The sequence below is a fragment of the Endozoicomonas sp. 4G genome (assembly GCF_023822025.1).
Lineage (GTDB): Bacteria > Pseudomonadota > Gammaproteobacteria > Pseudomonadales > Endozoicomonadaceae > Endozoicomonas_A.
Map to the genome: position 1 here is coordinate 2,876,112 of NZ_CP082909.1, position 12,520 is coordinate 2,888,631.

Sequence of the window (12,520 nt, forward strand, 5' to 3'; positions counted from 1 at the left end):
ATTGGGAAATCAGGTTAGTCAAAATCTGGGAGGTCTGAGGTTTGAGGGGCGGATCAGTCTTTATCGACCTTCTTTCTTTTCTCGTTAGATGGCGGCTGGTCATAGGCTTTTCTTTTGGGTCTCTGGTCGGCAGGCAGGTGGGTCTGTTTGTGCCTTTTCAGATCGCTCGCCCGGTCGGTTCTGTAGTTGCAGCCGCCATGGTCACACTGGTGCACCTTGGGTCCCCTGAGCCTCTGGTGGGCAGGCAGGTGGACCTTTTTGTGCGTTTTCAGATTCCCGACCTGGTCGGTACTGTAGTCGCAGCCCTCATGGTCACACTGGTGCACCTTGAATCGCTGGTCAGCAGGCAGGTGGACCCGCTTGTGCACTTGCAGATTGCCCTTGTGGTTGGTGCTGTGGTTGCAGCCCTCATGGTCACAGTGGTGAGTTTTGGGTTTCTTGGGTCTCTGGTCGGGAGGCAGGTGGATCTGGCTGTGCTTTTTCAGATCGCTCATCTGGTCGGTGCTGTACTTGCAACCTTCATGATCACACCGGTGCACCCTGAGTCTCTGGTCGGCAGGCAGGTGGGTCTGTTTGTGCCTTTTCAGATGGCTCGTCAGGTCGGTGCTGTAGTTGCAGCCCTGATGATCACACTGGTGCACCTTGAGTTTCCTGGGTCTCTGGTCGGCAGGTAAGTGGGTCTGCTTGTGCATTTTCAGATGGCCTCCATGGTAAGTGCTGAAGTTGCAGCCCTGATGATCACACTGGAGCCCCCTGGATCTCTGGTCGACAGGTAAGTGGGTCTGTTTATGCATTTTTAGATTGCTCACCCGGTCAGTGCTGTAGTTGCAGCCCTCATGGTCACACTGGTGCACTCTGGGTCTTGGGCCAACAGGCATGTAGGTCTGCTTGTGCCCTTTCAGATGGTCCGTCTGGTCGGTGCTAATCGACTCCTGCTCAATCATTTCCAGTCTCAGAGTCGTACAATACTGACTGACTTCATTTAATGCCCGAAAAGGATCAGGTGTCGTGTTTACACCCTGAACATCAGTTTCAGTCTCAGCTTCGTCTTCGTGTGAACCGTTGTCGCTGCTTTCATCAGAGGTGCCGCTGTCTTTACTGTCAGACCCCTCATCAGAGGCTTCCCGACTGAACGTCTTAGCTTCGACGCCTGAGTCAGTAGCAAAGCAATCACGAGTGTCTGGCTCGACCTGTGACAGACACGGTGAGTGAAGGCCAATTATTCCTTCCGCGGATGAGAGCTCAATACAAGGCTTCGGGATGTTGATAAGCACCTTGCCGACAACCAGAGCAAAGAGTAAAGGCACGCTATTTTCCTGAGTGAGGCCATGAGAGTAATGCCCGGAAAAGGCAATGACCAAGGTCAAAATCAATAGTTTTTTGGATAGCAAAGCCAGTTTCCCAGTCGTTGAAATGTTTGTTTGGAAATCAGGTTAGTCAAAATCTGGAGAGAGGTCGGTGGTTTCTTTATGTTGAAGAAAGTAGCTGATACACTGTATATATAATCAGTAAAAAATAATTACTATGAAACCCAAAGCACCTATGCATGAAAAAGACTTCATACCAGCTACGTTTCCGCTGTACCAGGCTCCTGCGTCTTGCGGGTTCCCATCCCCAGCCGCCGACTTTGCAGAAGACAGGCTCTCTTTGGATCAGCTATTAATCCAGCACCCATCAGCCACCTTTTTTGCGCGAGCAACGGGCACATCAATGGAAAGAGCGGGCATAAAAGAAGGAGCTGTGCTGGTTGTAGACAGAAGCCAAACACCAAAATCAGGCGATATTATTATTGCCATGCTCGATGGTGATCTCATCGTCAAACGCCTTATTCGGGACAAGAACTCCCTGATTCTTCAGTCAGAACATCCAGACTATCCCCCTGTAACCCTGAATCCTCAACAGGAGCTGGATATATGGGGAGTCATCATTGCCGCAGTCAATCAATTTCGGTCACTGAACCCCGCCCTGAAGGACGGGGCTTGAGAAAGCTCCCAATTTGGGGTTAGAAGTGACCAGACTCAGCAACCGCAAGGTTGCTACGTTAAGGACGAATGTATAGTTACCGTGGGATGCTTCACCAGTCCCACGCTCTAAGGGTAGTGGTTAAACAGTGTATTGAGGGTTAATCACAGTGCTGCTATCAAGAAACCGTCCATTAACATTGTCGAGGTGAACTTTACTGCCGCAAGGCTAGAACGGTGCGTAAGCACCAAATCTAAGGACAACGATGTATGAACCGAGTGTTCGTATTTGACAAAAACAAAAAGCCTCTTATGCCTTGCCATCCGGCAAGGGCAAGAAAGCTGTTAGACAAGGGTAAAGCGGCTGTCTTCAGACGCCATCCTTTCACGATCATCCTGAAAGAGAGAGAAGGTGGTGTTGTACAACCGCTGGAACTCAAATTCGACGTTGGAAGCAAAACAACAGGCATAGCCGTTGTTGCTGACTGTGATCGTGGAAAGAAAGTTGTCTTTGCTGCTGAACTCCAGCATAGAGGACAGAGGGTTAAGGATTCTCTTGAGTCTCGACGTGCAACACGTCGAGCCAGAAGAAACCGGAAAACCCGCTATAGAAAAGCTCGTTTCATGAATCGAACAAGACCCGAAGGCTGGCTACCGCCTAGCCTTATGAGTCGAGTCTTCAATACCGAGACTTGGGCAAAGAGATTCTGTCTCAAAGCACCCATCAGTGATGTAGCTGTTGAGCGTGTTAAGTTCGATATGCAGCTTATGGAGAATCCAGACATTTCAGGAGTCGAGTATCAACGTGGTACGCTGTTTGGTACGGAGTTGAGACAATATCTATTGTATCGAGATGGACACAAGTGTTCTTACTGTAAGGGAGTGAGTAACGACCCAATCCTCAACATCGAACATTTCATATCCAGAGCCCTGGGAGGCTCAAACCGGATCAGCAATTTGTACATTGCATGTCGTACATGCAATGAAGAGAAAGGAGCCATCCACCCTGAGCAGTGGCTTGAATCTATTTCAAAGAAAAAGAACAAGAACAAGCTGGATACAGCAAGAGTCAAAAATGTGACCAACATCCTGAAAGGAAAGAAGGTCAATTGTCTGAAAGATGCTGCTGCTGTCAATGCCACAAGAAACGAAACCGCCAGACGTGTCCAGGCTATCGGTCTTCCTACCACCTTTGCTACTGGCGGTAGAACGAAGTTCAACCGCACTCAGCAAGGATACAAGAAAGAGCACTGGATAGATGCCGCCTGTGTAGGAGAGTCTGGAGCCAGTGTATACATAGCAGAGAGCACAAAACCCTTAATCATTAAGGCTATGGGTAGAGGCTCACGACAAATGTGTAGAGTGGACAAGTACGGATTTCCCCGTACAAAGGCTAAAGGTTCCAAGCAGGTTCAGGGCTTCCAGACTGGCGATATCGTCAAGGCTATCGTTCCAGCCGGTAAACGGCAAGGAACGTATACAGGACGGGTTGCAGTGAGAACGACAGGCTCATTCAACATCAAGACTGAAAGTGAGACCATCCAAGGAATTTCATGGAGAAACTGTCAGAAAATTCAGTCTGTGGATGGTTATGGTTACAGCTTGCTCTAACGAGCAAGTCAACATTCCTCCCCGCACTAGAAGTACGGGGTATCCAGTTGAGGCAAAACGATGAAACCAGTCATCGGGTTATGCGATGCCAATAACTTCTATGTAAGTTGCGAGAGGCTTTTTAACCCAAAGCTTTTAGATATCCCTGTAGCTGTAGCCAGTAACAATGACGGTTGTCTGGTCGCTCGATCAGCTGAAGTGAAAGCAATGGGGATCAAAATGGGAACACCGGTATTCAAGGTAAAGCACCTGATTGAGTCCGGTCAGCTCATCGTTCTGTCATCCAATTACACGCTGTACGGAGACCTTTCGGGAAGGTTTCACAGCATCCTTGAGCAGTTTTCACCAAGGGTTTCAGTCTACAGCATTGACGAGGCATTTATTGACCTGTCAGGAATGGCAGAAAAGATTGAGCACATAGGAATGCAAATGAAAAACAGGGTCGCCCAATGGGTTGGCCTGCCTGTATGTGTTGGTGTCAGTTCCACAAAGACCTTGGCCAAACTGGCCAATTATGGCGCCAAGAAATTCCCCGCAACCGGAGGGGTTGTCGATCTGACAAACACGATCCGGCAGCAAAGACTCATGGCAATAACCCCCGTTGCAGAAGTCTGGGGGGTAGGCCGCAAAATTGCTAAAAGGTTACAAAGTAGTGGAATTCATTCCGCTCTCGATCTGGCGCGAAGTAACAGAACCTGGATAAAACGGAATTTCTCCGTAGTACTGGAGAGGACTGTCTGTGAACTTCAGGGCGAACTCTGTATACCTTTTGATGAAGAGACTTCCGGTAATAAACATCAGATCGTCGTTAGTCGGTCATTCGGTGAAAGAGTGACGGATATTGCTGAACTGCATTCAGCCCTGAGCCATTTTGCCACCAGAGCTTGTGAGAAACTGAGAGAACAAAACAAATTTGCCAGTACAGCTATCGCTTTCATTCGTACTGATCCATTCAAAAATCATTTACCACAAAGCTGCCAGTCGGTTCAGTTAGGCGTACCTGCACCCACCAATGATACCAGACAGTTTCTCCGGCAGCTGGAGCCAGCTCTGCGTCAAATCTTCAGGCAAGGGTTTGAATACAAAAAAGCAGGCTTTATGTTGATTGATTTATGCAACTCGGAAGGCTTCCAGGGAGACTTGATTTCAGGAACGCTGCTACCCGATACATCGCCTCTGATGTCGGTAATGGACAGCATTAATCAGAGATTCGGCGCGAACACTTTGCACCCTGCGGCCTTAAATTTGGGGCGTAAGCAGTGGCATATGAGACAAGAGAGCCTTTCACCAAAATACACCACTTGCTGGAATGATATTGTTAAGGTTCATTGCCGCTAATAAACTTCAGAAGGTGCATCTACGTTCATCCTGAGCGGAGTCGAAGAATGTGGACTCCGAGCCAACAATGAAGACCGTGCCAACCACCCTTCGACCGTTCACCCTGAGCGGAGTCGAAGGGCGCTCAGGGTGAACGGAGTTTGGGTTCCATTAATAGAGGGAACCCGTCAATTACATTGAAACCGTTTCTAGTTTGTTGGGTGAGGTATGCATTTCCACGCCGGAGCGTGGGAACGAGGGGGTGTACGGATATCAGAGCCTGGGGGCACTGGTTCGGCGAGTGGACTGTTTCAGTTATGGATAGTACAGTGTGCGAAACGAGTTCTTGTAAAACACTATTTGTCATATCATCGAACAAAACAGGAAATAAAAATGACTATTAGAAACGGAAGTTGTGGGTGTGGTAATTTAAAGTATTCCGTCGAAGACGAACCAATAAACACTGTATTTTGTTATTGCAAAGAGTGCCAGACTCATACTGGCTCAGACAAATGGTTTGGCGCATGGTTCCCGGAAGAAAAATTCAAAATTACGTCAGGAAGCCCATCAGTCTACACACGCAAAGGCGATTCGGGTAAAGATATGAACCACTTGTTTTGCCCTAACTGCGGTGTAATGGTCGCTCTGCAAGTTACAATCGGCAATTTTTATTCTGTCGGGGTTTCAACCCTTGATCAAGTAAGTGGCCTTGTGCCTTCAATGGCGATTTATACTGCTTCAGCCCCTTCATGGGCCGTTTATGCTGAGGGGGTGCCAAAATTCGATATTTTGCCTCCTGGCATGGGTGCTTAAATACCCAACCGTTGAAGATGTTCCTGCACAACTTCATTCACGAAAAACTCTTCCGTCTGTCCTTCTACAACTATGTTCAGGCGGATCATTTAGATGGTCTCCCTCCCAGCAGATTTTTCTTCCAGACTTCTCCAAGGGAGTACTCTTCCAGCCAGCTTTTAAGTTTCTCCTCACTCGTTCGCTCAAAAACAGTTTCACCATTGTGACGATTAACGATCACCAGGTCATCAGCCTCGAATTCATTAACCAGTTCTACCGATTGCGTGGAAACAATCACTTGATGTTTGAGCGACACTGCTTTTAACTGTGCAGCCAACACAGCAATTGCATAAGGATGCAGACCTAATTCAGGTGCATCAATCAGCAGAGTAGTGGGCATAAAGCCTTCAGGCTGATTCAGAACAGTCGTCAAACAGATAAAACGCAGAGTACCATCAGAAAGAGCATAGGCTTTCAGAGGAACATCCATCCCTCTCTCAATCCACTCCAGTTCAATCTGGTCAGCATTCTGAGGAGTTGGCCTGAGGTGAAAATCTCCAAAAAACGGCGCGACCAGCTGGATAGTTCTTACTATTTTTTTGTAATGTGCCGGATGATCCAGTTTCAGGCGCAGCAGAAACGCAGCAAGATTACAGGCATCCTGACGCAGATATTCATTATCATTAATCTTGCCAGACTGCTTTACAAGAGCGGTTTCACTGGTGTCATGAAAGTGGTAAACCCGCCAGTTAGTTATCGCGTTACATACGGACTGTTCAGTACCATCTGTCACATCTTGGCCAACATAACTTTCAAAATGCCCGGCATTACCGACATACCCTCCGGCAGCCAGAGACTCATGCTGAAACATCATCCGGTTATCGACCGTAGGTTCTAGCTCCAGAACGTATACTTTGTCACCAAAATACAGCTCAGACACAAATGACCGGGTTACTTTACGTCCACCCCTTAACAAGGCATCCGGACCACCTTGCTTACCCACAGTTCTTTGCAGATTACCGGCCAGAATTTGGCCTATAAAACGGAAAAAGCTGATAAAGTTCGTCTTACCTGCCCCATTTGCACCTATCAAAATATTCAGGGAGCCCAGCTCTAAATCGCACGATCGTATGGATTTGAAACCATCTAGCCTGAGGTGAGTCAGCTGCTTGTCATTAGTGACCGGCTGCATGGCGCACTCCTGTATGGAAAATTTTTACCATAATAACCTGATTTGATGCCCAATGGGTGTATTTCTGTACGAACTCAAATTCCTGAGCTTAAGCCCTCCATCTGAAGCAAGTCACCCGGTTCAGGCGGTTCAGAGGTTAAGTTGTCTGAATGGCTGAAAGTGCTTTGTATTCCTTCCAACAGTGATCCGAGGTCGTTCTCAGTCACTGTGATCATGCCCATTCCATGATTAGTGAATAAAGTGACCGTTTGATCGTCATTTAAGGCAAGCAAAATCCAGATACCAGAATGAGGTTCTGCCAAATGATAGGTCGAGGTTCCATCCGATATATAAAAACGTCCAAGAAAGTTCCATCGTCCTTCTTGCACAAATCGTAAAATCCAATCCTGTGGTTGTAGAAACATCATAGCCCACCCCTGGGGATTGAGATATTGGGTAAGCCACTTCCAACGCCATGAGCTTGTCATATCAAGCACCGATAATGGAGTAACGCAGGACTCAATATAAGGGTCAAACCCCATATCCGAAGGCGCAAAAAGAGAGTTATAGCTTTTGTCATCTATCTTCAGTAAGTAAAGAAGCAATGGTTTGGCTAGGCAGTCTTCGTTTTCCAGATGAAACGGATGTTGCCGCAGCAAAATGTAAAAGAGATAAGTAAAAAAACGTTTTTCATTCCTCAGTTGCTTCCAGTCATAGCTCGACAGATCAGCTTTTACACCGATAGACAACCAGCCAATTCTGATAAAAAAGGTTTTCTGAAGCCGATCTAAACCCATATCAGTGATCCCGCTTGCCTCCATAAGGGCGAAAAAAATGGTGAGATCTTCCGGGCTAAACAAGCTGGCAAACCTTTCGCTGTTTCCTTCAGGAAGGTTTCTCTCAATCTGGCGCTGCATGACTTCAAATCTTTCCCTGAACATTTGTATTTCGTTACTCAACCTCTCATTCAGTGCGACTGGCTGGCCTGTTAAACAATGGTTGGCAACGCTCAGTATATTGGTTTCTGCTGTGGTCAGGTTGGCTGTTTTATCATTCAATATGTCCACCAGCAGCTGGCATAAGCCATGCATACCCTGGCTTACCTCGACAGAATTTGTTGCTCCACATGCAGGGCAAACACCACCCGACGCACCGCGGTTAGACAAATCTTGACAGTCAGGACAGGTGGCTTTGGCTGTTAGCACAGACAGATACGCAACCAGTAATATGAAGACAGTGAAAAATCGCTGCATGTAGATAACTCTCGATGGTCAATTACTGAAAGACAATCATCGTTTTACCTCAACTGGATACCCCGTACTTCTAGTGCGGGGAGGAATGTTGACTTGCCCGTTAGGGCAAGCCATCACTCTGTTTTTGGTGCTTACGCACCGTTCTAGCCTTTCGGCAGTAAAGTTCACCTCGACAAAGTTAATAGGCGGTTTCTCGATAGCAGCACTGTGATTAACCCTCAATACACTGTTTAACCACTATCCTTAGAGCTTGGGACTGGTGAAGCATCCCAAGGTAACTATGCATTCGCCTTTAACGTAGCCACTCGAAGTGGCTTAGTCTGGTCACCTACATCCCTGAATTAGAGGCTTTTACAAGCCCCGTCCTTCAGGGCGGGGTTCGGTGACTCCCTTGTTTTGTCAATTAATTCGAGAGTGTAGTCGCTGCGGATCAAATACGTGGGCATCCCGGTGCTATTCGACCAACGGATAAGTGTCTGCTTGCTGTTGTACAAAGTGCTGCGATTGCGAGATTGAGAGTATGCTTCAGTCACTCTGTGATTTCTCGTAATACTTCACCAAACGCTTTACTCTCGGCCTGCCACTTGCCATGCGATGCCGATTGGTATCCCTCAAGCTGTATACACAGCCACAATACTCCTGCTGATAAAAAGCTTCCTGTTTGGCCAGTTCAATCATTCGCTGGCTGCCCCCCTGCTTCCGCCAGTTGAATGTCCAGTAAGTGACCCCGGGGTAATGCGATGCCGCCCTGATACCTGACTCATTAATCTGTTCCCTGTTTTTCCAGCGGGAAATGCCCAGCGTGCTGGAAATAACAGGAAAGCCATGTTCCCTGGCATAAAGTGCTGTCCGTTCAAAACGCATATCAAAACAGACTGTGCAACGCTTGCCCCGCTCCGGTTCATTTTCCAACCCTTTGACCCGCTCAAACCAGTTGTCCTTGTCGTAGTCTGCGTCAATAAACGACAATTTTAGTTTATCGCAGAAACGTTTGTTTTCATCCTTGCGAAGCTCGTACTCTTCTAGCGGGTGAATATTGGGGTTGTAAAAAAAAACCGTCTGCTCGATACCAGATGCCTGTATCGCCAGCATGATTTCTCCGGCACAGGGGGCACAGCAGGAATGCAGGAGCACTTTATCAGCCTGACCAGGTGCTTCAAGGGCCGGACGCTGATAGTCACTGAGATTAAATGATGAGTTTGCCATTGTAGAATGATCGCTCTGATGCCGGGGAATCCCCACGGGTACGAACAGTATGGCAAAAAAACCCAACGCGCTCACGCTGGCTGATGAAACTCAATCACATTGCGATCAGGGTCACGAATAAATAACAATGATGCGCCATTGTTTGTAGTAACAGGACCTTCTGTAGGCGTAATCCCAAGCCCCTGCAGCTGCCTATGAACCTCGTTGATATCATCCACTTCAAGCGCCATATGGGTATAGCCCGGATGCTTCTGGTCAACATCCATCAGGATATTTTCTCCCGGTTTAACCGACGCGTTCAGGATAAAGTTAAGGTTGACGCCACAGGGGTGCTCCATAATGGCAACCGGCTCTGGCCCCACAGGACCTGCCAGAAACCGAAAACCGAGTTGCTCATAAAAGTCCCTGGTCGTCTGCAGATCGCTTACCCGAATGCCCACATGATTAATTCTTTTAATCGGTATCATTGCACACCTCTGTCAGAACCGTATCCAAGTCTGGCTGTTGTTCGAAAGGAATTATCTCAATCTATCAATACCAGTCCGTCATGTGCAAACCCAATGCTGTATAAAAAGTCAGAAACAACCTGACGATGTCCACTGGGATAAACCAAACCATTTATTCCTGATGGGGGTGGTGAGTAACGGATAAATACTCCAAAAAAGTATTTACCTTTAAGTTGCGGGACTTATTAGAATTGCCCCTCTTTTCAGAATCAGCCTGTAACTTTGACCTATTGGCAAGTGCTGGCCGAGAAGCCTGCCCGTCCCCCCTGTTGGTGAGTATCGACCTGCACCCTAATCTTTGAAAGGTGTTGGCTCAATGTATCAAACAAAAGCTCTCAGAAACCTTCTCCCTCTGACTCTTTCATGCCTCATAGGGACACAGGAAGCTAATGCGGAACTCAACATTTCTGCCTCTGATAGTCAGATGAATGCCGCTTTGGCTGCTGCTACCACCCCCTTTGAAATGTCCGCTGCTGCTTTTGCTGCCACTTATGGGTCTGAATCTGGCCAAAACGGGTGTCCTTACAACCGGATATGTACCGGTGATATCGTCCTGATTACTATGGATACGGACTTGACTCCGATGGGTAGAGAATTGATCGGAACGAGGGTTCGGGTCGCAAAGGACGCGTCTGACCTGAGCAAAGGTTTCCGTACGGTTCAACAGGGGGGGACGAACTTCCACGGCTTCTACTATAGGGTAAAGCCTGGTAAAACCTATTATTTCAGGGCTATCTACCACTATTATAAAACTGGCGGCAAACACACACATTTCTCACGTTTCACTGAATCGTTTTATTACAAATCCAGAGGTGACATACACAATCCGGGTGGTGGTGCTGAAGGACCGATATCACCCGATGAAGCCAAAGCCATGGGGCTTCCACCCATATCAACATGCGTCAGTGACAGATCGCCAGGAGAATTCTGTACCAATCAGGTGGTGCACATCTTCTGGAGCAATGATCGTGGCCGAAGTGCCTTCATAACTGACATTGATCTTTACATTAACGGCAAATTCGTCAAAAACAAACACGGCCCTCCCCATGGAGGCAATTTCCAGGAATTCTACTATGTACTACCCTACTCGAAATACAATGGAGATCCGGTGGCCTTTCAGGTTACGTGGAAGCTTTATTACCCGTACCTCGGTCAAAAATATACTCACTTTGAAAACTCGCAACTGTTGTTGAGCCAATATACCCCGGAATGGGCTTTTGCTTGCAAACCAGCTGATTCCTGGCAGAAGTGCCAAAGCCAACCACAGAATAAACAATAATCTGATTGATAGAGCTGGTGGTTGCTTTGCAGCCACCAGCTCCTGAAACCTTGCTCTATCGTGATAAGCTTAAAGACAGCCTTAAACGTCCAGGTACATCTACCTGTGTTTAAAAATTCTCAAAAAAAACAGTCAAATGAAATACTTGAGCTATTCTTAGCTACCGATGCATAAAAGTTAAAACTAATGACAAACAGGTAGTTGACCATGAAAGTAAAATTCAGGTTTATACTTTTGCTCCTTCTCTTCTTATTATCCTCTTTTTCAAGTGCAAAAAATTTACTTTTCAAATGGAAACTGGAACAGCAGGGTAATTTGATTGTACACGGCGTCACTTCAACATCCAATCAAGTCATTCACAGCAATGCTATAACAGGATGCGATCAGAACTCATCAGATTTAGATCGTAGCATCCGATACTGCATTGCTTGTTCAGGGGCTGATTTTGTAATTTATGAAGTAGCCACTATCACTCGTATATTTTTTGATGAGAACATCTTTACTACCACCCCACCAGAACCTTTTGATACTTTGTTAGGAGGTGGCGGTCATCCCCTTCAACATAGCCTCAACACTCGTTATTTACTGAGGGGACAAACGACAACAGCTGTGCGAAATACTGCGCACCTCTTGTCTTGTATGCTCTGCTGTCCTTTGTTTTTAGCATTCGAGATGTGTACAAGAAGCATGTCTCGTGAGTATGAAAATGAGATAGAGAGATTTAGAGCACTGGAAATAGCCACACCAAACCATTTGCCAGAACATGTCACTATCCATAAACGCTCTTTATCTCACAGTGCTATCAGCCTTGGCGGCCATGAACATTCATCCTCAACCACAGAACTTACGGACAAAAATACTCATATATTTGATCTTTTCCTGAATACCCCTGAAACACAGCAATGGATAATAGAGCACCTGAACCCAGAGCATTTGAAGTTGGAATTGATAATACCTGAGTTATTCGATACAGCTACACCCGCTACGATTATTGTACAAGAGCAAAGCGGTGAACTTACAAGCAGAAGCCTGCAACCATCACATATTGTATCATTGACTTTGGCTAATGGTATAAACGTGTTATACCACCTTAAATTGTTATCCTCTCAGGATGTCCAGGTATTAGCCGTCGTAGTCAGCGCCCATGATTACACCCTGACCATGACTGTTGATAATTATGACGTTCCCACCACCCCATCTCCTTCAAATAACTCTGAGCTAATAGAGTCTTGCAATTGTAATGGAGCCTGCAATTGTCAAAATCCACAGAACAACAATACTGATGATTCAGAAAGCTCTATTGAAACTATTAGTATCGAAACTGATGATTTATTTTTTATACCACCCGTATTAGATGCTGGAATAAATAAATGCAAGTGGCTGATATTTTAGATGTGAGCCAGCTGCTGGTAGATTCATACGTC

11 protein-coding genes are annotated in these 12,520 nt (G+C 46.7%); 6 read left to right on the forward strand and 5 right to left on the reverse strand.

Annotated elements, in window-relative coordinates:
- Positions 1-53: 53 nt before the first annotated feature.
- Positions 54-1,391, reverse strand: coding sequence for a hypothetical protein (locus K7B67_RS11180; protein WP_252180411.1), 1,338 nt, complete (start codon positions 1,389-1,391; stop codon positions 54-56).
- Positions 1,392-1,542: 151 nt separating this feature from the next.
- On the opposite strand from K7B67_RS11180, the gene umuD reads away from it, so the two are divergent.
- From umuD to K7B67_RS11200, 4 genes are all read left to right on the forward strand, one after another.
- Positions 1,543-1,983, forward strand: coding sequence for a translesion error-prone DNA polymerase V autoproteolytic subunit (umuD, locus tag K7B67_RS11185; protein ID WP_252180566.1), 441 nt, complete (start codon positions 1,543-1,545; stop codon positions 1,981-1,983).
- Positions 1,984-2,231: 248 nt separating this feature from the next.
- Entirely contained in the window at positions 2,232-3,572 is a 1,341-nt protein-coding gene (gene iscB / locus K7B67_RS11190) for an RNA-guided endonuclease IscB (RefSeq protein ID WP_252180412.1), read from the forward strand.
- A 60-nt stretch (positions 3,573-3,632) separates the two neighbouring features.
- Positions 3,633-4,910: a Y-family DNA polymerase gene (locus K7B67_RS11195; protein ID WP_252180413.1), complete on the forward strand. Its 1,278-nt coding sequence runs from the start codon at positions 3,633-3,635 to the stop codon at positions 4,908-4,910.
- Positions 4,911-5,282: 372 nt separating this feature from the next.
- Entirely contained in the window at positions 5,283-5,702 is a 420-nt protein-coding gene (locus K7B67_RS11200; protein WP_252180414.1) for a GFA family protein, read from the forward strand.
- Between the two features lie 85 nt (positions 5,703-5,787).
- On the opposite strand, the gene K7B67_RS11205 is transcribed toward K7B67_RS11200, so the two are convergent.
- The 4 genes from K7B67_RS11205 to K7B67_RS11220 all read right to left on the reverse strand — a co-directional run bounded on the left by K7B67_RS11205 (position 5,788) and on the right by K7B67_RS11220 (position 9,778).
- The gene (locus tag K7B67_RS11205) at positions 5,788-6,873 is read right to left on the reverse strand and encodes an AAA family ATPase (protein WP_252180415.1); all 1,086 of its coding nucleotides are present in this window, start codon (positions 6,871-6,873) and stop codon (positions 5,788-5,790) included.
- 74 nt (positions 6,874-6,947) lie between these two features.
- Complete coding sequence (locus K7B67_RS11210; protein ID WP_252180416.1) at positions 6,948-8,105, reverse strand: hypothetical protein; 1,158 nt, start codon at positions 8,103-8,105, stop codon at positions 6,948-6,950.
- Between the two features lie 525 nt (positions 8,106-8,630).
- Positions 8,631-9,311, reverse strand: a complete 681-nt coding sequence (locus K7B67_RS11215) for an epoxyqueuosine reductase QueH (protein ID WP_252180417.1) — start codon at positions 9,309-9,311, stop codon at positions 8,631-8,633.
- A 71-nt stretch (positions 9,312-9,382) separates the two neighbouring features.
- Entirely contained in the window at positions 9,383-9,778 is a 396-nt protein-coding gene (locus tag K7B67_RS11220) for a VOC family protein (RefSeq protein WP_252180418.1), read from the reverse strand.
- Between the two features lie 355 nt (positions 9,779-10,133).
- Here K7B67_RS11220 and K7B67_RS11225 point away from each other — a divergent pair, with 355 nt between their 5' ends.
- Positions 10,134-11,096: a hypothetical protein gene (locus K7B67_RS11225; protein WP_252180419.1), complete on the forward strand. Its 963-nt coding sequence runs from the start codon at positions 10,134-10,136 to the stop codon at positions 11,094-11,096.
- Positions 11,097-11,303: 207 nt separating this feature from the next.
- Positions 11,304-12,488, forward strand: a complete 1,185-nt coding sequence (locus K7B67_RS11230; protein WP_252180420.1) for a hypothetical protein — start codon at positions 11,304-11,306, stop codon at positions 12,486-12,488.
- Positions 12,489-12,520: the final 32 nt, after the last annotated feature.